Origin of the sequence: Ruminococcus turbiniformis (assembly GCF_020687545.1) — a bacterium.
In the GTDB taxonomy this organism is placed as follows: domain Bacteria; phylum Bacillota; class Clostridia; order Lachnospirales; family Lachnospiraceae; genus Mediterraneibacter; species Mediterraneibacter turbiniformis.
On the sequence record NZ_JAJEQX010000016.1, the window covers coordinates 1 to 23,565 of the forward strand.

At 53.5% G+C, this 23,565-nt stretch carries 23 protein-coding genes and 1 other RNA gene; 6 read left to right on the forward strand and 18 right to left on the reverse strand.

Annotated elements, in window-relative coordinates:
* Together LKD70_RS09780 and LKD70_RS09785 are read left to right on the forward strand one after the other, a co-directional pair.
* Positions 1-239 (forward strand): hypothetical protein (locus tag LKD70_RS09780; RefSeq protein WP_227707848.1); only part of this gene is annotated, 239 nt, incomplete at its 5' end.
* A complete protein-coding gene (locus tag LKD70_RS09785) occupies positions 229-1,971 on the forward strand; it encodes an Rqc2 family fibronectin-binding protein (RefSeq protein WP_227707849.1) in 1,743 nt (580 codons plus the stop codon). The genes LKD70_RS09780 and LKD70_RS09785, both read left to right, overlap by 11 nt.
* Here LKD70_RS09785 and LKD70_RS09790 read toward each other — a convergent pair.
* Both LKD70_RS09790 and pheA read right to left on the reverse strand, forming a co-directional pair.
* A complete protein-coding gene (locus LKD70_RS09790) occupies positions 1,940-3,247 on the reverse strand; it encodes an ATP-binding protein (protein WP_227707850.1) in 1,308 nt (435 codons plus the stop codon). The genes LKD70_RS09785 and LKD70_RS09790 overlap by 32 nt on opposite strands.
* Positions 3,248-3,260: 13 nt before the next feature.
* Positions 3,261-4,391, reverse strand: a complete 1,131-nt coding sequence (pheA, locus tag LKD70_RS09795; RefSeq protein ID WP_227707851.1) for a prephenate dehydratase — start codon at positions 4,389-4,391, stop codon at positions 3,261-3,263.
* 147 nt (positions 4,392-4,538) lie between these two features.
* On the opposite strand from pheA, the gene LKD70_RS09800 reads away from it, so the two are divergent.
* From LKD70_RS09800 to LKD70_RS09810, 3 genes are all read left to right on the forward strand, one after another.
* Positions 4,539-5,075 (forward strand): nitroreductase family protein, encoded by a 537-nt coding sequence (locus LKD70_RS09800; protein WP_227707852.1) that lies wholly within the window; start codon positions 4,539-4,541, stop codon positions 5,073-5,075.
* Between the two features lie 39 nt (positions 5,076-5,114).
* Positions 5,115-6,035: an aspartate carbamoyltransferase gene (pyrB, locus tag LKD70_RS09805; protein ID WP_227707853.1), complete on the forward strand. Its 921-nt coding sequence runs from the start codon at positions 5,115-5,117 to the stop codon at positions 6,033-6,035.
* 108 nt (positions 6,036-6,143) lie between these two features.
* Positions 6,144-6,587: an aspartate carbamoyltransferase regulatory subunit gene (locus LKD70_RS09810; RefSeq protein WP_227707854.1), complete on the forward strand. Its 444-nt coding sequence runs from the start codon at positions 6,144-6,146 to the stop codon at positions 6,585-6,587.
* A gap of 86 nt (positions 6,588-6,673) precedes the next feature.
* On the opposite strand, the gene LKD70_RS09815 is transcribed toward LKD70_RS09810, so the two are convergent.
* From LKD70_RS09815 to LKD70_RS09875, 13 genes are all read right to left on the reverse strand, one after another.
* Positions 6,674-7,705: a 3-deoxy-7-phosphoheptulonate synthase gene (locus tag LKD70_RS09815; protein WP_227707855.1), complete on the reverse strand. Its 1,032-nt coding sequence runs from the start codon at positions 7,703-7,705 to the stop codon at positions 6,674-6,676.
* A gap of 94 nt (positions 7,706-7,799) precedes the next feature.
* Positions 7,800-8,159, reverse strand: an RNA gene (rnpB, locus tag LKD70_RS09820) — RNase P RNA component class A.
* A 75-nt stretch (positions 8,160-8,234) separates the two neighbouring features.
* Positions 8,235-9,092, reverse strand: coding sequence for a pyridoxamine kinase (locus tag LKD70_RS09825; RefSeq protein ID WP_227707856.1), 858 nt, complete (start codon positions 9,090-9,092; stop codon positions 8,235-8,237).
* 196 nt (positions 9,093-9,288) lie between these two features.
* A complete protein-coding gene (gene rnhA / locus LKD70_RS09830) occupies positions 9,289-9,771 on the reverse strand; it encodes a ribonuclease HI (protein WP_227707857.1) in 483 nt (160 codons plus the stop codon).
* 30 nt (positions 9,772-9,801) lie between these two features.
* Positions 9,802-10,500 (reverse strand): MBL fold metallo-hydrolase, encoded by a 699-nt coding sequence (locus LKD70_RS09835; RefSeq protein WP_227707858.1) that lies wholly within the window; start codon positions 10,498-10,500, stop codon positions 9,802-9,804.
* On the reverse strand, positions 10,497-10,961 hold the full coding sequence (locus tag LKD70_RS09840; RefSeq protein ID WP_227707859.1) for a MogA/MoaB family molybdenum cofactor biosynthesis protein: 465 nt from the start codon (positions 10,959-10,961) through the stop codon (positions 10,497-10,499). The genes LKD70_RS09835 and LKD70_RS09840 overlap by 4 nt, the downstream gene beginning before the upstream one ends.
* 68 nt (positions 10,962-11,029) lie before the next feature.
* Positions 11,030-12,325: an amidohydrolase gene (locus LKD70_RS09845; protein ID WP_227707860.1), complete on the reverse strand. Its 1,296-nt coding sequence runs from the start codon at positions 12,323-12,325 to the stop codon at positions 11,030-11,032.
* A 49-nt stretch (positions 12,326-12,374) separates the two neighbouring features.
* Positions 12,375-13,214 carry a purine-nucleoside phosphorylase gene (locus LKD70_RS09850; RefSeq protein ID WP_227707861.1) on the reverse strand — a complete coding sequence of 280 codons (840 nt, stop codon included), beginning with the start codon at positions 13,212-13,214 and terminating at the stop codon, positions 12,375-12,377.
* A gap of 97 nt (positions 13,215-13,311) precedes the next feature.
* Complete coding sequence (gene spoIVA / locus LKD70_RS09855; protein WP_227707862.1) at positions 13,312-14,784, reverse strand: stage IV sporulation protein A; 1,473 nt, start codon at positions 14,782-14,784, stop codon at positions 13,312-13,314.
* A 116-nt stretch (positions 14,785-14,900) separates the two neighbouring features.
* Entirely contained in the window at positions 14,901-15,917 is a 1,017-nt protein-coding gene (locus LKD70_RS09860; protein WP_227707863.1) for an NAD(P)H-dependent glycerol-3-phosphate dehydrogenase, read from the reverse strand.
* A 6-nt stretch (positions 15,918-15,923) separates the two neighbouring features.
* Positions 15,924-16,580, reverse strand: a complete 657-nt coding sequence (gene plsY / locus LKD70_RS09865) for a glycerol-3-phosphate 1-O-acyltransferase PlsY (protein ID WP_227707864.1) — start codon at positions 16,578-16,580, stop codon at positions 15,924-15,926.
* Between the two features lie 4 nt (positions 16,581-16,584).
* Positions 16,585-17,913, reverse strand: coding sequence for a ribosome biogenesis GTPase Der (der, locus tag LKD70_RS09870; RefSeq protein WP_227707865.1), 1,329 nt, complete (start codon positions 17,911-17,913; stop codon positions 16,585-16,587).
* Positions 17,910-19,253 carry a DUF512 domain-containing protein gene (locus LKD70_RS09875; protein ID WP_227707866.1) on the reverse strand — a complete coding sequence of 448 codons (1,344 nt, stop codon included), beginning with the start codon at positions 19,251-19,253 and terminating at the stop codon, positions 17,910-17,912. Before LKD70_RS09875 ends, der begins: the two co-directional genes overlap by 4 nt.
* 198 nt (positions 19,254-19,451) lie before the next feature.
* Here LKD70_RS09875 and LKD70_RS09880 point away from each other — a divergent pair, with 198 nt between their 5' ends.
* Positions 19,452-20,633 (forward strand): ribose-phosphate pyrophosphokinase, encoded by a 1,182-nt coding sequence (locus LKD70_RS09880; protein WP_227707867.1) that lies wholly within the window; start codon positions 19,452-19,454, stop codon positions 20,631-20,633.
* 68 nt (positions 20,634-20,701) lie between these two features.
* On the opposite strand, the gene LKD70_RS09885 is transcribed toward LKD70_RS09880, so the two are convergent.
* The 3 genes from LKD70_RS09885 to ftsY all read right to left on the reverse strand — a co-directional run bounded on the left by LKD70_RS09885 (position 20,702) and on the right by ftsY (position 23,497).
* Positions 20,702-21,196: a DUF1653 domain-containing protein gene (locus LKD70_RS09885; protein ID WP_227707868.1), complete on the reverse strand. Its 495-nt coding sequence runs from the start codon at positions 21,194-21,196 to the stop codon at positions 20,702-20,704.
* Between the two features lie 46 nt (positions 21,197-21,242).
* Positions 21,243-22,457: a threonine ammonia-lyase gene (gene ilvA / locus LKD70_RS09890; RefSeq protein ID WP_227707869.1), complete on the reverse strand. Its 1,215-nt coding sequence runs from the start codon at positions 22,455-22,457 to the stop codon at positions 21,243-21,245.
* Between the two features lie 71 nt (positions 22,458-22,528).
* The gene (gene ftsY, locus LKD70_RS09895) at positions 22,529-23,497 is read right to left on the reverse strand and encodes a signal recognition particle-docking protein FtsY (RefSeq protein ID WP_227707870.1); all 969 of its coding nucleotides are present in this window, start codon (positions 23,495-23,497) and stop codon (positions 22,529-22,531) included.
* Positions 23,498-23,565 lie beyond the last annotated feature (68 nt).

The following is a 23,565-nucleotide window of genomic DNA, read 5'->3' on the forward strand; positions in this document are numbered from 1 at the left end:
GAAAAAAAGTAAGCGAAGATAAAACATTACTATATTTCAAGTATGGTGCACAAAGTGCCACAATCCCTGTATCTTCAAGGATTGTGGCACTCGTTTTTCTTTTCAACTGTCAAAGATGGGATTATACCCTCTGTCCGCCAAATGGTCAACAGGTCTTTTTCCCTCCCGGGAGTTGTGTTATACTGATATCCGCAGGCTTTATTTCTGTATGCAAAGGAGAGATTCAACATGGCATTTGACGGAATTGTCGTGGCCGGTCTGGTCCACGAACTGAAAGATAAACTTTTAAACGGGCGCATCGCGAAGATCGCCCAGCCCGAAAACGACGAACTGCTTCTTACAGTCAAAAGCACGAAGGGACAGATGCGTCTTTTAATCAGCGCGGACGCTTCCCTTCCGCTGATCTACCTGACGGATTCCAACAAGCCCGGCCCCATCACGGCGCCGAACTTCTGCATGCTTCTGCGCAAGCACATCGGCGGCGGAAGGATCACGGACATCAGCCAGCCGGGACTTGAGCGGATCATCCGCTTTACAGTAGAACATCTGGACGAGATGGGAGATCTGTGCCGCAAGCAGCTCATCGTGGAGATCATGGGAAAGCACAGCAACATTATCTTCTGCACGGAGGACGGCATGATCATCGACAGCATCAAGCACGTCTCCGCCCAGATGAGCTCCGTGCGCGAGGTGCTTCCCGGACGGGAGTATTTCATCCCGGATACGATGCACAAGGAAAATCCCCTCGACGTTTCGTTTTCCCGGTTCGCCGATCTTCTGCGGGAGAAACCGATGGCAGCGTCAAAGGCGGTATACACAAGCTTTACCGGAATCAGCCCGGTCACCGCGGAGGAGATCTGTTTTCTCGCGGGGCTTGATTCCTCCGTCCCGCCGAAGGAGTTTTCCGAGGACGTGCTTTTGCACCTGTACAACCAGTTTACGATCTATTTCTCCGCGGTGAAGGAAGGAGCCTTCTCCCCTGCCATCTACTATGACGGACAGGAGCCGAAAGAGTTTTCCGCCCTGCCCTTAAGCCATTTTTCAAACTACACGCGGCAGGAGTATGATTCCATGTCCCGGGTGCTCTCAGACTTCTACGCCGCCAAAAGCAGGATCACACGGATCCGCCAGAAGTCTGCCGATCTGCGCCACGTGGTGCAGACCGCCCTTGAACGGAACCGGAAAAAGTACGACCTTCAGATCAGGCAGCTAAAAGACACGGAAAACCGGGAGAAATACAAAGTATACGGGGAGCTGATCAACGCCTACGGCTACAGCGTGCCGGAAGGGGCGAAGAACATGGAGGCGCTCAATTACTATACGAACGAGACCGTCACCATTCCCCTCGATCCCGCGAAGACGCCCCAGGAGAACGCGCAGAAATATTTTGCCAGATACAACAAGCAGAAGCGCACCTTTGAGGCCCTCTCCGAACTGATCCGGGAGACGAAAGATGAGATCACCTACCTGGAGTCCATCCAGACTGCTCTCGACATTGCCCTTGACGAGGACGACCTGGCAGGCGTGAAAGAAGAACTTGCGAACACCGGCTATATCCGGCGGAAATATACGAAGAAAAAGGTGAAACTGAAAAACACGCCGCTTCACTATATTTCCAGCGACGGCTACCATATGTACGTTGGGAAGAACAACCTGCAGAACGACGAGCTGACCTTCCGCTTTGCCGTGGGAAACGACTGGTGGTTCCACGCAAAACAGGCGCCCGGCTCCCACGTCATCGTGAAATCAAACGGCGATGAACTGCCGGATTCCACCTTCGAGGAGGCCGGACGCCTGGCCGCATACTATTCCAGCATGCGGGGAAGCGACAAAGTCGAGATCGACTATGTGGAGAAGAAACACGTCAAGAAACCTGCCGGCGCAAAACCCGGGTTTGTCGTGTACTACACCAACTATTCTCTTCTTATAGACAGCGACATCAGCGGGATTGCCGAGGTTCCTGCCCCATAAGATAATCGATGAACTGCTGGGCTGTTCTGCCTGAGAGGCCTCCGTGGGAGAGTTCCCATTTGTTGGCCTCCAGAAGCAGTTCCTCCTCGGGCATATCGATGCCGCCGCGATCTGCGAGGACACGGACGATCTGCTGGAACTCCTTCTTGTCCGGGGAGCCGAAGTAGATCGTCACGCCGAAGCGGGCCACAAGGGAGAGCTTCTCCTGCACGGTATCGTTTGTGTGAAGCTCCTCGTCCCGGTCCGCCTTATCCCTGAATGTCTCACGGATCAGGTGACGGCGGTTCGATGTGGCGTAGATCAGCACATTCTCGGGCTTTCTCTCGAGCCCTCCCTCGATCACTGCTTTCAGATACTTGTACTCGATCTCAAACTCCTCGAACGACAGATCATCCATATAGATAATGAATTTATAGTTCCGGTTCTTGACCTGGGCGATCACATCGTTTAAGTCCTTAAACTGATGCTTGTACACCTCGATCATGCGCAGTCCCTGGTCGTAATACTGGTTCAGGATGGCCTTGATGGAGGATGATTTTCCCGTGCCCGCGTCTCCGAAGAGCAGGCAGTTGTTCGCTCTTCTTCCTTTTACAAATGCCTCGGTGTTGTCGATCAGCTTTTTCTTGGCAATCTCATACCCCACAAGGTCGTCGAGATGAACATGCGCGATGTTCGTGATGGGAACGATCTCCATCTCTTTCCCCTCCGGGTGCTCGATGCGGAACGCCTTGTGAAGCCCCAGTTTTCCGACGCCGAACTCTTTGTAAAACTGCGTCACCTTCTGTTTGAAGTCCGCCGCATCTTCCGCGCTTCCCAGACTCACTGCCAGTCCGCAGATCCGGTCTTTCACCCGCCGGTTGAAGACTTTGCCCGATCCGGTCACGTTCCGGTAGTCCATAAGGATCTGAATGCAGTCTGCGTTTAAGTCTTTCTCAAGCTCTGAGAAGTCATAGTCGAACAGCTCTTTGAATATGGCAAAGTCGTGGAGGGCGATATCGTTGATGCTTCCGTCCACCTCTCCGACGATCTCGCAGGACGTGCTGTAGGCGTTCTCATGCCCGGTGAGCAGAAATGTCAGGTATGTGTGCCACAGATTTCCCTCAAATCCATGGCTTACCGAGAGCTCCAGCAGACGGTTCACGCACTCAAAGAGCAGGCTCCTTAAGTCTTCCCTGTTATAGTATTCATTTCCATGATTCTCCATGAGAAATGTCATATCCTTTAAAATATCGCCGCATTCCATGCCTTTGTACAGCATCAGTTCATTGGTACGCATCTGGTCTTCCCTCCTAATAATTTCCAAGAATCTTCATGTTCTGCGTCTCTTCTCTTAACCCCCGGATAGCATTCTTCACCGCAGGCTCCTCCAGGTTTCCCTCAAAATCCACGAAAAAGCAGTATTCCCACGGTCTTCCCTTCACCGGCCTGGACTCGATCTTTGTCATGTTCAGGTCATTGTATATAAAATGGGAAAGAACGCTGTAAAGGGAACCGCTCCTGTGGGGCAGTTCAAACCGGATGCTGATCTTTGAGGCGTTCTCAAGGAACACCTTCTGGTTCGTCACCACGATAAACCGGGTGGAGTTGTCCTCCGCATCGTTGATCTCATCTACGAGAACAGACAGGCCGTGCACCTTGGCCGCATAGGCGCTGCACACCGCCGCCTGTGTCCGGTCGTTGTCATCCAGCACTTTCTTCGCCGCAATCGCCGTGTTCACCACACTGATCCTCTGCCAGTCGCTGTGGCTGTCCAGAAAATCTGCCGTCTGCATCAGAGCCTCCGTCTTCGAGTACACCCGTTTGATATCGGAAAGCTCTGTTCCCGGAAGGCCGGAAAGCGTGTGTACAATCGGAAGAATCGTCTCCGCCACGATATAGTTTTCAAACTCATCCAGCAGGTCGTACATCTCAATCACCGGGCCTGCCGTGGAATTTTCAATGGGAAGCACCGCGTAATCCGCCGCGCCCTCCTCGATGGCCTCCATCGCCTCCCGGAATGTTCTTACGTGAAATCCGTTGACATTCTCCCCGAAGAACTGCTTCATGGCCGCCTGGCTGTAGGCGCCTTCCGTCCCCTGAAAGACCACTCTCGCGTTCTGTCTGTCCAGATCGCTGATCCGGATAAAGGGCAGCCTTCCAAGCGCTCCCGCCTCTACAAGCTGCTGATACTGAAGCTTCCGGCTCATGGACATGAGCTGCTGGTAGAGCTCCTGTATCCCCTTTTTGTTGAAGTCGCCGCTTACTTTTGATGCCACATCGGCCAGCTTGTCGTTTTCCCTCTGCCGGTCGAAAACCTTCCTTCCGTTCTTTACTTTATATTCTCCTACTTCGCCGCAGACACGCATCCGCTCCTCATAAAGCTTCGCGATCTGGTCGTCGATTCTGTCAAGTTCTTCTCTTAATTGTGCCAGTTCCGCCATTTTTCTCTCTCCTTTTCGCTGTTGGCCGGCATGCTGCTTTTCACACCTGTTCCCCAGTATATTACATTTTTTTGAGAAAATCTACTTTCTGTTGAAAATCAGAGTGATTTATTATATTATTAAGTGGAGAATCAGGGAGGTACACAAATGAACGTTACTGAATGCTTAAAAACCCGAAGAAGCATCCGCAGATACAAAGCGGATCCCATTGACCATTCTATGATTGAATCTGTCGTTTCTCTGGCATCTTATTCCCCTTCCTGGAAAAATACCCAGATCACCCGTTATCTTGCAATTGAAGACAAATCTCTTCTCGGCACGATTGCGGACAGGTATGTCCCGGATTACAACGCGAATATCATCCGCCAGGCGCCCGTGCTCATCGCCGTCACCTTTGTAAGGGGAAGATGCGGCTATGAGCGGGACGGCTCTTTCACTACGAAAAAAGGCGACCGTTGGCAGATGTTCGACGTGGGAGCCGCGTGCCAGACGTTCTGCCTGGCAGCCTGGGAGCACGGACTTGGCACCGTGATCATGGGCGTTTTTGACGAGGACGGAATCTCCGGACTTCTGGACATTCCGCAGGAGCAGGAGCTGGCCGCGCTGGTCGCTCTGGGATATCCGGATATCGCTCCGGACGCTCCGAAACGCAAAGGCACGGAAGAACTTCTTCAGTTCAGATAAACACAGGGACTTCCCCTGCACATAACAAGGAGGATATTTATGAGACATTTGATGAGCCCGCTGGACTTTTCAGTGGAAGAACTTGACACACTTCTGGATCTGGCCCAGGATATTGAGGCGCATCCGGAGAAATATGCCCACGCATGCGAGGGCAAAAAACTTGCGACACTTTTCTATGAGCCGAGCACCCGTACCCGTTTAAGCCACGAGGCGGCCATGTTAAACCTGGGCGGAAGTATTATGGGATTCTCCTCCGCAGACTCCAGCTCCGCGGCAAAGGGAGAGAGCGTATCCGACACGATCCGCACCATCTCCTGCTACGCGGATATCTGCGCAATGAGACACCCGAAGGAAGGAGCACCCATGGTTGCATGCCAGCACTCTTCCATTCCGGTGATCAACGCGGGCGACGGCGGACATCAGCACCCGACACAGACGCTGACCGACCTGCTCACAATCCGCAATTTAAAAGGCCGTCTCGGAAATATGACCATCGGTCTGTGCGGCGACCTGAAATTCGGACGCACGGTCCACTCACTGATCAACGCGCTTGTAAGGTATGACGGCATCCGCTTTATTCTGATCTCTCCGGAAGAGCTGCGTCTCCCCGAGTACATCCGCCACGATGTGCTTGACCGGAACAACATCCCCTACGAGGAGGTTGTCCGTCTTGAAGACGCCATGCCGGATCTTGACATTCTCTACATGACAAGAGTTCAGAAAGAGCGCTTCTTCAACGAGGAAGACTATGTCCGCATGAAAGACTTCTACATCCTCGACCGGGCAAAGATGAAGCTCGCGCCGGAGGATATGTACGTGCTCCATCCCCTTCCGAGAGTCAACGAGATCGCCGTGGAGGTGGATGATGACCCGAGAGCCGCTTATTTCCGTCAGGTACAGTACGGCGTGTACGTGAGAATGGCGCTGATCCTTACGCTGCTTGACATCCATGTGGACTGATGGCTGTATCTCATGACAGCCGCGCCGGGCTGAACGGTATCAGGCTGGCTGCACGGAACTTGACCACAAGAGGAATGAAGATTTGAAAATTCAGAAAGGAAAGAACTCATGTTTAAAAATACACTGAATGTAGGGAGTATCTCAGAAGGTTTCGTACTGGATCACATCGAGGCCGGAAGAAGTATGGATATTTACAAATACCTCCATCTCGACAAGCTGGACTGCTGCGTGGCGATCATCAAGAACGCCCGGAGCAACAAGATGGGCAAAAAGGATATCATCAAGATCGAGTGTCCGATCGACTTCATGGATCTGGATATTCTCGGATTCATCGATCACAATATTACCGTCAACATCATCGAGAATGAGCAGATTGTGGAGAAAAAAGAGTTAAAGCTCCCCAAAGAGATCAAAAACGTGATCCGCTGCAAGAATCCGCGGTGCATCACCTCCATCGAGCAGGGTCTTGACCACGTATTCGTGCTCACAGATGAGGAGAATCAGATCTACAGATGCAAATACTGCGAAGAGAAATACCGCAGGAGAAGATAGATCCCCGGGCTTATGATCGTCGCCCATACAAAAAGAAGCTGAAATTCTGCCTGACACGAGGTGAAATTTCAGCTTCTTTTTTCATCCTAACACTCTTCCGCAATCTTCAGAATCAGCCTCTCTGTATCCTCCCATCCGAGACACGGATCGGTGATGGATTTTCCGTACACACGGTTTTCATCGATCTTCTGGCATCCTTCCTCGAGATAACTCTCGATCATCACGCCCTTGATAAGCTGCTTTAAGTCCGGGTTATATCTCCTGCTGTGAAGCACCTCACTGACAATCCGGATCTGCTCTTTGTACTGCTTGTCCGAATTGGAGTGGTTGGCGTCGATGATGGCGGCCGGGTTCTTTAAGTTCCACTCTCCGTACATGGACAGAAGCCGCATCAGATCCTCGTAATGATAGTTCGGAATGCATGTTCCGTACTTGTCCACTCCTCCGCGGAGAATCACATGGGCCAGATCGTTTCCGTCTGTCGTCACATCCATTCCCCGGTAGATGAACCGGTGGGAGTTCTGGGCCGCCATGACAGAGTTCAGCATGACGGAAAAGTCGCCGCTTGTGGGATTTTTCATTCCCACCGGAATGTCCATGCTGCTTGCGGTCAGCCGGTGCTGCTGGTTCTCCACCGACCGGGCGCCCACCGCCTCATAGGAGAGAATATCGTCCAGATAGCTTCGGTTCTCCGGGTAGAGCATCTCATCCGCCGCCGTGAGCCCGCTCTCACTGATCGCGCGGGTGTGCATTTTCCGGATGGCGATGATTCCGGCCAGAAGATCCGGTTCCTGATCCGGCTCCGGCTGATGGAGCATTCCCTTGTATCCTTCCCCTGTTGTCCTCGGTTTATTTGTGTAAATCCTGGGTATGATCATAAGCCGGTCTTTCACCTTCTCGTTCAATGCGGCGAGACGGTTGACATACTCACACACAGAATCCTCATTGTCAGCGGAACAGGGCCCTGTGATCACAATGAACTTATCTGATTTTCCCGTAAATATATCCCGGATCTCGCGGTCCCGTTTTTCTTTGATCTCCCGGATCTTGTCGGAGAGCGGATACTCCGCCTTCAGATCTGCCGGAAGAGGAAGCTGTGCGTTTATCTTCATGCCCATGACTGTATCCTCCTGTTTAACCTGCCTCATATTTCTTAAAACCGGACGCGCAGATTTCGTTTTTCTGTCCTGCGTTCCGTAAAAATAAAAAAAAGTGTCAAGCAAGACGATAAGCCGGGTTATGTCGTGGACAATCATCTGTCTAGGCACGGCGTCGCCGCCGTGCTCGAGCGACCAACCTGAAGCGTGACGGGCCGCCACACTGCTTCTTTCCGGTCTTGCTTCGGATGGGGTTTACATGTGCCCCCGCTGTTACCAGAGAGGCGGTAGTCTCTTACACTGCCTTTCCACCCTTACCGGCTCCGGCATATACCGGAACAGGCGGTTTATTTCTGTTGCACTGGCCTTGGAGTCACCTCCACCGGACGTTATCCGGCATCCTGCCCTGTGAAGCCCGGACTTTCCTCGTCTGCGGCCTTTCGGCACATGCAGCCGCGATTGTCTGTCTTACTTGACACAGTATTTAATTATACTATACCTGTTTTTAAATTTCCACCGTTTTTTTGAGTCTGCTTTTCCGACCCGTTTTTCAGCATTTTTCGATCCTGTCCTTCAGCATCCCGCACAGATCCGGGATCACCGGCTCAAATTCCGCGCCGTACCATCTGCCTTTCTCTGACGATGCGGTCTGTTCAATGCACGCCACCACATAGTCTGCGGCAAGGGAGAGTGCGTCTCCGAGCTCTAATCCTCTCATCAGTCCTCCGGTCACTGTGGAGGCGAAAATGTCTCCCGTGCCGTGGTAGGACTGCTCGCACCATTTCGTGAAATAGGAAAACTCCTTACCGCTCCTGTCGAGATAAGCCACGCCCAGTCTGCCCGGCTCAAAGCTTACCCCGGTGAGAACCGCTGTGCCGCACCCGAGATCAAGAAGGCGCTCAAGCAGCTCCCGGATGTAAGCTCTGTCGTATCCATTCTCCCCCGGCGCCCGGTAAGGCATTCCTGTCAGAAGGGCCGCCTCCGTGATGTTTGGAAGGATCACGTCCGCTTTCGCACACACCTTCGCCATGGCCGCAGGGAAGGACTCTCCGAATGCCGGGTAGAGTTTTCCGTTGTCCGCCATCGCGGGATCCACGATCACCTGAGCTCCGTTTCCGGAAAAGCGGTCGAAAAAGCGCGCCACCTGTTCGCACTGCTCCCCGGAGGCGAGATATCCGGTGTAGATTCCGTCAAATGCGATCCCCTGCCGCTCCCACGCGTCCGAGATCGGTTCGATCTGATCCGAGAGATCCACACACGTAAATTCCTGAAACATTGTATGGTTGGATAATACGGCCGTCGGAAGAATACTGCACTCCACACCCATTGCCGATATGATCGGCAGGGCGACTGTGATGGAGCAGCATCCGACGCATGAAATGTCCTGAAGTGTCACAATTCTTTTCATTCTGATATCCCTTTCTGTCATCTTCTCTAATGTCTGGGATCCGCCCGGCAGATCCCGGTTCGGGAATCGTCTCCCGCTGACCTGTAAGTCATAGAAAGAGTATATCAGATATGGTTTGGTTTGAAATAGCCAGAATTATACTTTTTGACCAGTCCAGTTTATCCGGATGAACCGGCCTGCCCTTTTGTCCCCGGACTTATCCCTGAACCGCGCCCTCGTCCGCGATCAGGTTCTCTCCGTCCGCCGCGGAAGTGGCAAGCTCGTCGCACCGCTCGTTCTGGGGATGTCCGTCGTGGCCTTTCACCCAGTGGAAGGTAACACTGTGGGGCTCCTTTGCGGCCAGAAGCCGTTTCCAGAGATCCACGTTTTTTACCGGTTCATTCTTTCCCCGCTTCCACCCTTTTTTCAGCCATCCGTCCACCCAGTGCTGGTTGAACGCGTTTACTACGTACTGGGAATCCGAGTACACTTCCACCGTGCAGGGGCGGTTAAGCGCCTCAAGCCCGGCGATCACCGCCATCAGCTCCATCCGGTTGTTCGTCGTCCTGATATATCCCTGGGAGATCTCCTTTACGTGAAGCTCTCCCTTTGTGTCCACATATTCAAGCACGGTGCCGTATCCTCCCGGTCCGTCCGGGTTTCCTCTCGCCGCGCCGTCTGTATAGATTTTTACCAGCATAAATGTATCTCTCCGTTTTCCTGTTCCTCTTTAAAGATCAAACTGCTGCCCTTCCCGCTCGATCTTCACAATCCGCTCTCTGTAATCCGCCGTGCATTTCTCCAGCATCAGGCGTTCAAAGACGTCATAATTCCCCCAGAAATGCATGGGAAATACCCGGTCCGTCCGGGTCCGCTTCATAAAACAGTCGATCCCCCAGCAGTACTGCTCGCCGAGCCGCGGGTCCACCGGGACAAACGCGACGTCGATCTTCTCCGGCTCCAGCTTGTTGATCTCCGACTGGTAGGATCTGCGCATCGCCTTGTTGAACGCTTCCGGCTCCCCTTCCCAGTGCCACCAGTTCAGATCGCCCGCATGATAGATTGTTTTCCCCTCGCAGCGGACAAGGTATGCCACACCCTCGTCGTTGGACCGGAGGGTGCGCACCGTGCAGCCCGAAACGGTTTGTTCCTCGTTCGGGCCCATGAAGATTACGCCGCTTTGCCCGTCCGCGACACTTTGTTTTGTGTTTTCGTCTGCCGAAAGGACATAGCGGATCTCGTCAAACTCCTTTTGCAGCCGGAACACATCCCGGTTAAAGTGATCGTAATGTGAATGGCTCACAAACACGATCATCTTTTTTCCCCTGTCCATCTCCGGCAGTTCTCCTCTGTAATAGTCGAACAGGAAATACGCCCTGTCCGACTCCACGAGGAACCCGCTGTGTCCCAGATATGTTACTCTCATCATAAATTTATGTTCTCCACAACCTGTACCACTTCCGGAAGAATGTATTCCATATCTTCCTTTGCCGTCTTTGCGCTCTCCGGAAGGTTGATGATCAGCGTTCCCTTTCTGATTCCCGCCGCCATGCGGTCCAGAACCGCCTTTTTGGAATATCTCAGGTTATAGGCCCTGAGCGCCTCCGGTATGCCCGGAAGCATGCACTCCGCCACATCTGAGAGTGCGTCCGGAGCGCAGTCGCCTTCCATATATCCGGTGGCTCCGGTTGTCAGAATCAGCTCCACGGAACCGGAATCGGAAAGCTGCCGCATAACGGACGATACGACCTCCCTCTCCTGGGGAAGGAGGCCCGCGGCCTTCACTTCAAGTCCCACCTGTTCCAGCATTCTCTTAAGCGCGGACGCCGCCGCACTCTCTGCCTTTGCCTTATATGCACCCGAATCGATTGTAAATATTGCTGCTCTCATCACATGTACCCCTTTCTGAATCTTCTGTTCTCCCCATTATTTCCGCGTTTTTCCGGATCCTTCCCGGCCTATTCCCCGAGGATGCGCTGTGCGATCCGGTTCGCGTTTTCGTAAACTGCTGCCGGTTCCTCTCCGATCATAAACTCACCGTTCTGATACAGAACACGTCCGTTTACCATCGTCATCTTTATATTCTGCTTGCTGCCGCTGTAGACGATATTTTTCTCAATACTGTGGAAAGGCTGCATATTGGGCTGCATCAGATCGATCATAATCAGATCCGCCCGCTTGCCCTGCGCAATCACGTCGCAGTCCGTAAGCCCCATGGCGCGCGCGCCGTTCACCGTCGCCATCTTGAGCACGTCCATGGCCGGAACCGCCTCCGGATCGTCGCAGAACACTTTCTGCAGTCCTGTCACAAGGAACATCTCCCGGAACATGTCCAGACAGTTGTTGCTTGCCGGCCCGTCCGTTCCGATGGCAACGGAAATGCCCTCGTCCACATACCGCTTCACCGGCGCAATGCCGCTTGCCAGTTTCAGGTTGGAGGCCGGGTTCGTCACAACCGTAAGGTTTCTCTTTTTCAGAATGTCAAAGTCCGCCTCATCCATATGCACGCCGTGGAACAGCGTTCCGCCGTGCGCGAACAGCCCAAGAGAGTCCATGTACGCCACAGGCGTCATCCCCGTGCGCGCCCGGCACTCCTCCACTTCCCGCTTCGTCTCCGAACAGTGAACCGCAACGGGGGATTTGTATTTTTCCGCCACTGCGGCGATTCCTTCCATCAGCTCCCGGCTCGTCGTGTACTCCGCGTGGAACCCCATCCGGTAGGAAAGCAGGCTCTCCGGATCCCGGCTGTATTCCAGATAGTCCCGCTCTATATCCTCAGGCGTTCCCCCAAAATCATTGATATCCCCGCAGAACACCATCCGGAATCCGCTCTCACGGGCAGCGTCAGCGCTGGATTCTCTTAACTTGTACATGTCAAACGCCGAGGTCATGCCGCTTGTCACGTATTCCATCACCGCAAGCTTTGTCAGCCAGTACACATCGTCCCCGGTCAGCTTGGCCTCCGCGGGGAACACCCGGTCATAAAGCCACTCCTGCAGCTTCATGTCATCCGCATAGGAGCGCAGAAATGTCATGGCGGAGTGGGTGTGGGCGTTTTTAAATCCCGGCATGATCAGATTTCCGCCCGCGTCGATCTCCTGATCCCACCCTTTAGAGTCTTCTCCGTCTCCTTTTCCCTCTCCGGCAGGAATGACCGAGAGAATCCGGCCGTCACTGATCCGGATCTCCCCGTCAAAGATCTCCCTGCCCTCTTCCATTGTCAGTATCTTTGCATTATAGATTCTTGTTCTCATCTGAAATTCACCTCGCCTGTATTTTCCAAACGCTCGCTCAGCCTGTGTTTCAGTCTTCCTGTCCCTTTGCCATTCTTCCGATACTCTCCGTCACGAGCCGCTCAAACTCCCTCGCGCGCAGGTCTGCCACAGCCTGTACGTCCAGGTGGCTTAACTCCTCCCCGGAAAGTCCGCTGGCCATGTTGGAGATGCAGGACACCCCGCACACTCTCATGCCGGCATGGCGCGCCGCAATCGCCTCGCACGCGGTGCTCATGCCCACAGCGTCCGCTCCCAGCACCGCATACATCCGGATCTCCGCCGGACTTTCAAAATTCGGGCCTGTCGTCTGCAGGTAGACGCCCTCCTTTAGTGAGATCTTCTCTTCCGCAGCCGTCCGGCGGATCTGCTCCATCAGTTCCTCGTCATAAATGTGGGTCATATCCGGGAACCTCTCTCCCAGCTCCGAGACATTCTCCCCGATCAGCGGGGAAGGCACGAAGCTTGAGATCTGATCCGTGATCAGCATAAAGTCTCCCACGGAAAAGTCTCTGTTGATTCCCCCGGACGCGTTGGTGAGGAAAAGAATCTCCGCGCCCATCCGCCGCATCAGGCGGACCGGGAGAACCACCTCCTCCATCGTGTACCCTTCATAGTAGTGCACCCTGCCTTTCATGACAACCGCGGGCACATCATTTATAGATCCCAGAAGGAATTTTCCGTCATGGCCTTCCACGGTAGATACCGGAAATCCGGGAATATCTCCGTACGGGATCTCCTTCTCCACCTTCATATTGCGGGCATAGCCGCCAAGCCCCGAACCGAGGATCAGTCCCGCCCGGGGAATAAAATCCGTAACTGTTCTGACATATTCATAGCATTTTTCCAGTCTGTCAAATTGTGCGCTCATCCGAGTCCTCCTTTGTATTCTAACTGGTATTATAATATCAGGCGGGCTCTCATTCAAGGGATTTTTGCCCGCGTCTCACAGAATGGCGGCGCGCATCTCATATAATGATGCACACAAGCCCGCCGTTTGTGTCGTTTACGATCTTCTGCATGGAATCCTGAAGTTTCGCCTGGCTCTCGTCATTGATCATGGAAATCTTGTTCTTCATCCCGTCTGTGACGAGCTCCTCAACGGTTTTGCCGAAAATATTGGTTCCCCATACGCCCTCCGGCGTCTCCCCTTCTTTCCGGATGTACTCCGCCAGATCCCGGGCCTGTTTCTCGCTGCCCACGATGGGAGCGATCTCCGTCTCAATGCTTGCCCGGATCATGTGAATGGACGGCGCATGGGAGCGGATCTTGACCCCGAATTTGCTCCCCTGTTTGATGATCACCGGGTCTTCCAGTGTGATCTCGTCTTTCGACGGGGTGACCACGCCATAGCCTTTTAATTTCACGCTGTTAAACGCGTCACGGATGCGGCTGATCTCTGCCTGCGTGGACGCCATCTCGCGGACCGTGGAGATGAGTTCGTACTCCCCGCTGATCTTTGTCCCTGTAAGCTCACTTAACACCTCGTAGTAGTATTTCTGGTCGTAATCGATCCGTATCTTCACCCTGCCGGAATCCATCTCGATCTGATCGACCGAGATCTTCTCTATGTACGGACTCTCCGACTCCATTTCCCGGGACGCGATTCCCCGTATTTCATCCATGTCCTCCATCACCGCGCGCACATTTTCCAGCAGGTCTTTCTTGATCCGGTGGTCTCTTGAGAGCATTTCCACCCATTTGGGGACAAAGAACTCCACTTCCGTGACAGGAAATTCGTAGAGCACCTGGCGCATAATCTCATGGATCTCCTCGGGGCGCACCTGCTCGCAGTTTACGGGCATGACACGCGCGCCGTACTTCTGCTCCAGCTCCTCCTTCAGCGCCTCCGCCTCCTCCGAATAAGGCTTCCTGCAGTTTAAGAGAATAAGGAACGGTTTGCCGATGGACTGAAGCTCCTTTACGGTCTTCTCCTCCGCGGCGACATAGTTTTCCCTCAGCAGATCCGTAACACTTCCGTCTGTCGTCACCACAAACCCGATGGTCGCGTGATCCCGTATCACTTTCTGCGTTCCGATGGCCGCCGCCTTTGTAAACGGAATCTCGTATTCAAACCAGGGCGTTTTCACCTGCCGCTCGCTGCCGTTCTCCGTGTGTCCGGAAGCCCCCTCCACCATGTACCCCACACAGTCAATCAGACGTATCTTCACTTCCACATCGGGCGAGAGCGTGACCGAGGCGGCCTCCTTTGGCACGAATTTCGGCTCTGTCGTCATGATCGTCGTGCCGGAGGCGGACTGGGGAAGTTCATCCCGGCTCCGGTCTCTTGCGTGTTCATCTGCCATGTTCGGAAGGACAAGGAGATCCATAAACCGCTTGATAAAGGTAGATTTTCCCGTCCGGACCGGGCCAACCACGCCGATATAGATCTCACCGTTTGTCCGCGCTTTCATATCTCTGTATACCTGAAATGAATCCATAAAAATACCCCCTTGTTCTGCTGATACAGTGTATGCAGCATCAAAAGGGGGTATGACCCGAATCGCGGGATTTCTCACCTGTCTTCTTTTTCGGCTGTCTTTTTTCTCCGGCTGTCCTATTCTCCGTCCCACGTAAGCGAAGTGTTCTCGCTTCTCGACTCTCTCTGCATCAGGTCATCCACCGCCTCTGCCGGGGACTTTCCTTCAAACAGGACCGCATTGACCTCATCCACGATCGGCATGGACACCTCGTACTCTCTCGCCAGCCGTGCAGCTGCCTTTGCAGAGTACACGCCTTCCACAACCATCTTCACCTCGTCCATGGCCTCCTGCATCGTCTTTCCCTGTCCGATCAGGTATCCGGCTTTTCTGTTCCGGCTGTGAACACTGGCACAGGTTACAATCAGATCTCCGATGCCGGTCAGTCCGGTAAACGTCTGGATCTTTCCGCCCATCTTCACGCCCAGCCGCGCGATCTCGGCGATGCCGCGGGTGATAAGCGCCGCTTTCGTGTTGTCGCCGTATCCGAGTCCGTCCGCAATGCCTGCTGCGAGGGCGATCACGTTCTTTAAGGAGCCGCCCAGCTCAATCCCGAGAATATCCGGGCTTGTGTACACGCGGAACACCCGGCTTATGAACATGGACTGCAGATACTCGGCCGTCTTCCGGCTCTTCGCGCCGATGACGCATGTGGTCGGCAGTCTGCGCCCTACCTCCTCGGCATGGCTCGGCCCTGAGAGAACCGCCACGTCCGCCTGAGGGATCTCCTGCTCAATCTGTCTTGATAAAGTCATAAGGGTAGACTCCTCAATCCCCTTCGCCACGTCCACGATGATCTGGCCTTCCGCCACAAACGGTCTCATCTTTCGCGCTGTCTCCCTTGTAAACGGGGAGGGCACGGCAAGCACGAGGAAATCCTTTCCCCGGATCGCAGACTCCATATCCCCGGTGATGACCATGTCGTCCGCGAGCTTTACGCCGGGAAGTTTCAGCTCATGCTCCCGCTTTTCATTTAACATTTTCACTTCTCTCTCGTCAATCGACCAGATTGTCACATTGTGTCCGTTGTCGTGAAGAAGGACCGACAGGGCCGTACCCCAGCTGCCGGCTCCAAGTAACCCTACATTTGCCATAACAAACTACTCCTTTTTCTTTGAACCGAATTTATTCTCCGTTCCCGCCAGAAGTCTTCCGATGTTTGCTCTGTGCCTGTACCATGCCATCGCGGTAAGCAGGAAAAGCACGATATAGCACTCATAACAGCGGGATTCACTCATGTCAAGCCAGCCCGTCTGCCCGATCAGCACCATCTCCACAAAGAAAGCGGTGTAAGCGCACAGCGAGCCGACTGATATGTATCGTGTCACAATGACCGGAACGAGGAAAAACGCCAGCGTGACAGGAATCATAAAAAGGCTGTACGGCACGTTCCAGAAACTGTTTACCACAACGAGCCCGGCCATAACCGCGATTCCCTTCCCCCCTTTAAAGTTCATATAAAACGGAAAATTATGTCCCAGCGTGACGCCCGCTCCCGCGTACACGGCAAGAAGCGGCAGACAGTCGGTGCCCCGGTAGAGCAGACATACGATCAGGAAGGCCGCCACACATTTTACCACATCCCCCGCAAATGTCAGAAGTCCCGCCTTCCATCCGAGGACACGCAGCGCGTTCGTCGTGCCCGCGTTCCCGCTGCCTTTTTTCCGGATGTCCACATGGCTCATCCGGCCCACCAGATAGCCGGTCTGAAACAGCCCGCACACATAGCCGACTGCAAGACAGATCAATCGTTCCATAACTTTACTGCTCCTTTTCCTTTCTCTCCCTTATGAAAAACTTCAGCGAAGTCCCCTTAAATCCGAAAGCCTCCCGGATCTTATTCTCCAGATATCTCGTGTAGGAAAAGTGCATCAGCTCCTTGTCATTTACAAAAATAACGAAAGAGGGCGGCTTTACAGACACCTGGGTAATATAGTAAAGCTTCAGGCGCTTGCCCTTATCAGACGGCGGCTGCTGCATGGCGACCGCCTCGGTCATGATCTCGTTGAGCACTCCGGTTGCAACCCGGAGCGTCTGGCTCGCAATCACCATATCGATCATATCATAAAGACGGTTCAGACGCTGTCCCGTCGCCGCAGACACGTACATAATCTCCGCGTACGGCATATAGGAGAGCACCTGACGGATCTGGCTTTCGTACTCCCGCATGGTGCGGTCGTTTTTCTCAATGGCGTCCCACTTGTTTACAACGATAATGATGCCTTTTCCCCTCTCATGGGCGATTCCCGCGATCTTCGCGTCCTGTTCGGTCACGCCTTCCGTGGCGTCGATCACCATTAAAACCACATCCGCTCTCTCCACGGCGGATACGGTGCGGATAATGCTGTACCGTTCCAGTTCTTCCTTGATCTTGCTCTTCCTGCGAAGGCCCGCGGTGTCAATGAATATATATTCCCTGCCGTCGTGGACAATCTCCGTGTCGATGGCGTCTCTCGTCGTTCCCGCCACATCGGATACGATCACCCGGTTCTCTCCCATAAGCCGGTTGATGATCGAAGATTTTCCCACGTTCGGTTTCCCGACAATGGCAATCCTCGGCCGGTCGTCATCCTCCTCGGAAGCGTCCCCTTCCGGGAAATACGCCGCCACGGTCTCCAGCATGTCTCCGATTCCAAGTCGGGAAGCCGCGGAAACCGGAACCGGATCACCGATTCCGAGATTGTAAAACTCGTACACATCCGGCATGTATTTTTCAAAATTGTCGACTTTGTTGACTACAAGCACAACCGGTTTTCCGGAGCGCCTTAACATGTCCGCCACTTTGGAATCCGCATCCACAAGTCCCTGGCGCACATCTGTGATAAAGATGATCACGTCCGCGGTCTCGATGGCGATCTGCGCCTGCTCCCTCATCTGAGAGAGGATCACGTCTTTGCTGTCCGGCTCGATTCCGCCGGTGTCTATTATGGTAAATTCTCTGTCAAGCCATGTCACGTCCGCATAGATTCTGTCTCTTGTCACGCCCGGAGTATCCTTGACAATGGAGATCATCTCCCCTGCAAGCGCGTTGAACAGTGTGGATTTTCCCACATTCGGACGTCCCACAATGGCCACTACTGGTTTGCTCATGTTCTACTTCCTTTCTCTCCCAGGATCGCGTCAATGAGATCCTGCCCGCTTGATTTTACAATATTGACGGGAACTTGTAAAGCTTCGGATACCTGATCCACCGTATAATCATCGAGAAATACATCCTCGTCCGCCTTCAGCATATTGCAGGGGATCAAAAGCCGCCCCCTGACTCCGGTCCCGTTAAGCTGGACGATCAGATCCCCCGCCGTAATCAGGCCGGACACCGTGATCCGCTCTCCGAAAAAGTCGTTCCGGATCATGCGCACGCGGATATCAAGCCCCGGGAACTTCTCTTCCATCTTCCGCGCCATCCTGCACAGATACGGGTAGGCCAGCTTCCCTGTGGCGATGGTCAGCTCCTCCTTCGCTTCATATTCATATCCCTCAAGCTTCTGATAACCTTCCTCAAATTCGTTGAGCAGAAGCCGGAGCATCCCGACGCCGTTTTCCAGCTGAAGATATCCGTCATACCGCTCCTCCTCCGGCACTTCCTGCTCCGCCAGAAGATACCACTCGTCCCCCGCGTGGATAAAGTGGACGCCGTACTGCTCATACAGTTTCTCCTGCCATCTGTGAATCACAGAGAGCACATTTTCCGCGTCCTCCTTTGTAAACGGCTCCAGGGGGAAAAGCCCTTCCCTGAACTTTGTCAGCCCCACCGGGACAACAGACACACTTTTCAGAAGAGGGAGATACCGGCTCAGGTCCCGGATCGAGCGCTCCAGCTCCTCCCCGTCGTTGATCCCTTTGCAGAGCACGATCTGCCCGTTCATCTCAATGCCGCCCTGGAAGAGCTGATCCACCTTCTTAAGCGCATCCCCGGCGAACCGGTTGTGGAGCATTCTGCAGCGAAGCTCGGGGTTCGTCGTCTGAAAGGAGATATTGATCGGCTCCAGCCTGTAGCGGATAATCCGCTCGATGTCGTGATCGCTCATGTTGGTCAGCGTCACATAGTTTCCCTGAAGGAAGGAAAGCCGCGAATCATCATCCTTAAAATAAAGCGTATCCCTCATGCCCTCCGGCATCTGGTCGATAAAGCAGAAAATGCACTTGTTCCGGCAGGACCGGTACTCGTCCATAAGCCCGCTCTCGAATTCAATTCCAAGCTGCTCGTCCGCCTCTTTCTCGATCTCAAGCTCCCACTGCTCCCCGTCCGGTTTCTCGATCAGGAGCAGGATCTCCTCATCCTCCACGTAGAACTGATAGTCAAAGATATCTTCGATCTCGTGCCCGTCGATGGAGAGAAGTCTGTCGCCCGGCTCGATTCCGAGCTCATCTGCAATGCTGCCGCAGGATACGTTTCTGACCACATGTACATGTCTCTTTTTTTCCGCCATAAAATCTGCTGTTTCCCCTCTGTTTTTTTATCTGAATTCAGTAGCGTCAGTATACAAAAATCCATTCTGCTGCGTTCAAGTATAACATAATTCCCGCTCCGCGCAAAGACTGATTGCGGCGTGCTCTTGAATTTATACCGGAAAAATGATATAAAGGTAATGTAAAATTGCATTATCATTTATCAACAGGAGAATATCATGTCAAATATTGAACTCTTAGAACAAACGCTCCCTGTGGCGCCTCTTAAGATCGCCGCTTTGGAAAGCTGCCGGCCGCTTGCCCAGAAAGTCAACGACTATATCGTTTCCTTCCGGGCCAACACGATTAACGAGGTGTCCGAATCCCCATTGTATGTCAACTACAAATCAAACAATTACCTGGTTGACTGCTGCTGCCCGCGCTTCGGTACGGGAGAGGGCAAGGGCGTTCTCCGCGAAACGATCCGCGGAACCGACCTTTTTATCATGACTGATGTCTGCAATTACAGTCTTACATATACAGTAAACGGGCATCTGAACCACATGTCGCCCGACGATCACTATCAGGATTTGAAAAGGATCATTTCAGCCGCCACCGGAAAAGCCCACAGAATCAACGTTATCATGCCTTTCCTCTACGAAGGCCGCCAGCACAAGCGCACGAAAAGAGAATCTCTTGACTGCGCCCTTGCACTGGAAGAGCTGACCGCCATGGGCGTATCCAACATCATCACATTCGATGCCCACGATCCGCGGGTACAGAACGCCATCCCCTTAAGCGGTTTCGACAGCTTCAACCCGCCGTATCAGTTTATGAAGGCGATTTTCCGCGCGGTTCCTGATCTGCTGCCGGACAAGGACCATCTCATGATCATCAGTCCGGATGAGGGCGCCATGCACCGCGCCGTCTACTTCTCCAACATTCTCGGCGTGGAAATGGGCATGTTCTATAAGAGAAGAGATTATTCCGTGATTGTAAACGGCAAAAATCCGATTGTCGCCCACGAATTTCTCGGAGATGATGTGAAAGGGAAGGACGTAATCGTTGTGGACGATATGATCTCTTCCGGAGGAAGTATGCTCGACGTCGCCAGACAGATCAAGGGACGGGGCGCGTCCCGCGTGTTCGTCTGTACAACATTCGGTCTGTTCACCGACGGCCTTGACCAGTTTGACGAGTATTACGAGAAGGGGTATATCGACAAAGTCGTCACTACGAACCTGACTTACCTGCCGCCGGAACTGGTTGAAAGACCGTATTTCATCATGGCTGACATGAGCAAGTTCCTGGCTCTCATCATCGACTCCCTGAATCACGATATGACCATCGGGGCTGTCATGAGTCCGACGGAAAAGATCCACACTCTCCTCGAAAAGAGGGCCCGCGGCGAGAAAATCTAGGGACAGGCCTCAGGCAAGCCCTGATTTATGATCGTCGCCTGTACAAAAAATTACGGCTCCGCTGTTTTTCAGCGGAGCCTTCTGCTTTCATATCTCATCTTTGTCTTCAGGAAACGGATCAGCGCGGCGTACCGTTCTTCCACCGTATCGGAATTTTCGGTAAATTCCAGGCTTTCCGAGGCCGCGGTAAGAAAGCGCGCGTCGATCTCGTCCCGGTGCCTCTGAAGGAAACGGACCCGTTCCTCGTTGTCGTCCAGATCAAGGAATTCAAGAATAAGGGATGTCACACTTCCGTGGCCTTTCTTAAACAGGCCGCCATCCTCTTTGTGATCGCGGCACAGCTCGAAGCGGTACTTCTGATCCGCATGCGGATATTTTCCCGTATCCAGAGGACTTAAAAACGTCTCAAGAAAACTTGCGTATACTTTTTTCTCCCCCTCGCAGGTCTCAAATATGACCATATCCTCACCGGTTTCCGTGCAGACCGCCATCTCCAGAATCTTATATTTCTTTCCCTTGAAATGGCGGTATATGTCTCCCTTTCTGGGAATTCGTCTCTCCATCCCTGCTTCAATCTCCTTTCTGAACTGATTTCCGGCGTCCGGCAGATTAGTACAGTTTCGCGCTGATCATTTTCGGACGGAAGCCGTTTTTCTCCAGCGCGTCAAGAATCCGGTTCTTGTGCTCTGTACCAAAGGCCTCCATCGTAATTCTCAGCTCCACGGCCGCGTTGCGGTTTGTGCTTACGAACTGGTTATGCTCCAGTTTGATGACGTTGCCCTGCTCATCCGCAATCGTCTTCGCCACCTGCACAAGCTCGCCCGGTTTGTCCGGAAGGAGCACGGATACGGAGAAGATACGGTCTCTCTGAATCAGGCCGTGCTGGACGATCGACGACATGGTAATCACGTCCATGTTTCCTCCGCTTAGCACGCAGACAACTTTCTTTCCCTTTAAGTCGAGCTGCTTTAAGGCAGCCACAGAGAGAAGGCCGGAATTTTCCACGATCATCTTGTGGTTCTCCACCATGTCAAGGAAGGCGCCGATCAGCTCGTCGTCCTCCACGAGAAGCATCTGGTCCACATTTTCCTGCACATAGGGCAGAATCTTATCTCCTACCGCCTTCACCGCCGTGCCGTCGGCAATCGTGTTGGCGCTCTCAAGCTCCACCACTTCGCCTGCCGAGAGGGCCGCCGTCATACTGGCCGCCTCCGCCGGCTCCACACCGACCACTTTGATCTTCGGATTTAACATTTTCGCAAGGGTCGCCACACCCGAGAGCAGACCGCCTCCGCCCACCGGAACAAGAATGTAGTCCACCGTCGGAAGTTCCTGTACGATCTCCATCGCAATCGTTCCCTGCCCGGTCGCCACATCCGTATCGTTGAACGGGTGAACGAAGGTGTATCCCTTCTCCTCAGCCAGTCTGCCCGCATACTCGCATGCATCGTCGTACACATCCCCGTACAGAATCACTTCCGCTCCGTAGCTCTTCGTCCGGTTGACTTTAATCAGCGGCGTAACAGTCGGCATCACAATCACTGCCTTGCAGCCGAATTTCTTCGCCGCAAACGCCACGCCCTGAGCATGGTTTCCGGCGGAGGCCGTGATCAGTCCTCTCTCCCTCTCCTCGTCGGTCAGGGTGCTGATCTTATAATACGCGCCGCGGATCTTGTACGCTCCGGTGTGCTGCATGTTCTCCGGCTTTAAGTACACCTTTCCCCCTGTCATCTCACTCAAATATTCGCTGTGGATCAGTTTTGTGGGGTTGGTTACTTTCTTTACCAGTTCGCTTGCTTCCTCAAACTTTTCTAATGTCATCATGCCTTTCGCCTTCCTTCCTCTGTGCGCCCGGCCTGCACATCTGCGCTCCGGCCGTCCGGCGCTGCTCATGTTTACTCGCCGTCCCCGCCGGGAGTATCCTGATCCGCCTCTTCGCTCTCCCGGTAGAACAGCGCCTTCACAAACTCGTCTGAATCAAATTTCTGCAGGTCGTCAATGGACTCTCCCACACCGATATATTTCACGGGAATCCCCAGTTCCGCCTGGATCGCCACCGCGATTCCGCCTTTTGCGGTGCCGTCCATCTTCGTTAAGATCACGCCCGTAACGTCCGCCGCCTCGTTAAACTCCCTTGCCTGAGCCAGAGCGTTCTGTCCGGTTGTTGCGTCAAGAACGACAAGCGTCTCCCGGAACGCTTCCGGATATTCACGGTCGATAACACGGTTGATCTTCTTTAACTCTTCCATCAGGTTTTTCTTGTTGTGGAGTCTTCCCGCCGTATCGCAGAGAAGCACATCCGCCTTTCTCGCCTTCGCCGCGGCCACCGCGTCAAACACAACAGAGGCAGGATCCGCCCCCTCCTGGCCGCCGATCATATCCACCGATGCCCGGTTGGCCCACTCTTTTAACTGTTCTCCGGCTGCCGCGCGGAACGTGTCCGCCGCCGCGATCACAACCCGTTTTCCCTCGCTTTTAAGCTTTCCGGCAAGTTTTCCTATGGTGGTCGTCTTTCCCACTCCGTTGACTCCGATCACAAAGACGACCGAAGTCCGGTTCTCAAACTCATAAGCCGTCTCCCCGACGTCCATCTGCTCCCGGATGCTGTCGATTAAAAGCTGCCGGCATTCCATCGGTTCTTTGATATGCTGCTCTCTTACCTTTTCCTTTAAGTCATCCAGGATCTCCATTGTGGCGCGCACGCCGAGATCCCCCATGATGAGCGTCTCTTCCAGCTCGTCGTAAAAATCGTCGTCGATCTTCGAAAACCCGTGGAAAATACTGTCCATTCCGGACACGATATTGTCTCTCGTCTTCGTAAGTCCGGAGACGAGACGTTTAAAAAAGCCTTTCTTTTCTTCCATGTTCGCTCCCGCCTTTCTCTCTCCCGTTTTCTGATTCCGCGCTTCCGCTGCTTTCTTTACTTTCTCTG

Excerpts from the sequence above, each read along its gene's own strand:
- LKD70_RS09825 (WP_227707856.1), bottom strand. The coding sequence starts at position 9,092 with ATGAAAAGAATTGTGACACTTCAGGACATTTCATGCGTCGGATGCTGC.
- LKD70_RS09875 (WP_227707866.1), bottom strand. The coding sequence starts at position 19,253 with ATGGCGGAAAAAAAGAGACATGTACATGTGGTCAGAAACGTATCCTGC.
- LKD70_RS09835 (WP_227707858.1), bottom strand. The coding sequence starts at position 10,500 with ATGATGAGAGTAACATATCTGGGACACAGCGGGTTCCTCGTGGAGTCG.
- LKD70_RS09880 (WP_227707867.1), top strand. The coding sequence starts at position 19,452 with ATGTCAAATATTGAACTCTTAGAACAAACGCTCCCTGTGGCGCCTCTT.
- spoIVA (WP_227707862.1), bottom strand. The coding sequence starts at position 14,784 with ATGGATTCATTTCAGGTATACAGAGATATGAAAGCGCGGACAAACGGT.
- LKD70_RS09885 (WP_227707868.1), bottom strand. The coding sequence starts at position 21,196 with ATGGAGAGACGAATTCCCAGAAAGGGAGACATATACCGCCATTTCAAG.
- LKD70_RS09790 (WP_227707850.1), bottom strand. The coding sequence starts at position 3,247 with ATGCGTACCAATGAACTGATGCTGTACAAAGGCATGGAATGCGGCGAT.
- LKD70_RS09860 (WP_227707863.1), bottom strand. The coding sequence starts at position 15,917 with ATGGCAAATGTAGGGTTACTTGGAGCCGGCAGCTGGGGTACGGCCCTG.
- LKD70_RS09850 (WP_227707861.1), bottom strand. The coding sequence starts at position 13,214 with ATGAGCGCACAATTTGACAGACTGGAAAAATGCTATGAATATGTCAGA.
- LKD70_RS09785 (WP_227707849.1), top strand. The coding sequence starts at position 229 with ATGGCATTTGACGGAATTGTCGTGGCCGGTCTGGTCCACGAACTGAAA.
- LKD70_RS09800 (WP_227707852.1), top strand. The coding sequence starts at position 4,539 with ATGAACGTTACTGAATGCTTAAAAACCCGAAGAAGCATCCGCAGATAC.
- ilvA (WP_227707869.1), bottom strand. The coding sequence starts at position 22,457 with ATGATGACATTAGAAAAGTTTGAGGAAGCAAGCGAACTGGTAAAGAAA.
- LKD70_RS09815 (WP_227707855.1), bottom strand. The coding sequence starts at position 7,705 with ATGGGCATGAAGATAAACGCACAGCTTCCTCTTCCGGCAGATCTGAAG.
- LKD70_RS09810 (WP_227707854.1), top strand. The coding sequence starts at position 6,144 with ATGTTTAAAAATACACTGAATGTAGGGAGTATCTCAGAAGGTTTCGTA.
- plsY (WP_227707864.1), bottom strand. The coding sequence starts at position 16,580 with ATGGAACGATTGATCTGTCTTGCAGTCGGCTATGTGTGCGGGCTGTTT.
- LKD70_RS09845 (WP_227707860.1), bottom strand. The coding sequence starts at position 12,325 with ATGAGAACAAGAATCTATAATGCAAAGATACTGACAATGGAAGAGGGC.
- der (WP_227707865.1), bottom strand. The coding sequence starts at position 17,913 with ATGAGCAAACCAGTAGTGGCCATTGTGGGACGTCCGAATGTGGGAAAA.
- pyrB (WP_227707853.1), top strand. The coding sequence starts at position 5,115 with ATGAGACATTTGATGAGCCCGCTGGACTTTTCAGTGGAAGAACTTGAC.
- rnhA (WP_227707857.1), bottom strand. The coding sequence starts at position 9,771 with ATGCTGGTAAAAATCTATACAGACGGCGCGGCGAGAGGAAACCCGGAC.
- ftsY (WP_227707870.1), bottom strand. The coding sequence starts at position 23,497 with ATGGAAGAAAAGAAAGGCTTTTTTAAACGTCTCGTCTCCGGACTTACG.
- LKD70_RS09840 (WP_227707859.1), bottom strand. The coding sequence starts at position 10,961 with ATGAGAGCAGCAATATTTACAATCGATTCGGGTGCATATAAGGCAAAG.
- pheA (WP_227707851.1), bottom strand. The coding sequence starts at position 4,391 with ATGGCGGAACTGGCACAATTAAGAGAAGAACTTGACAGAATCGACGAC.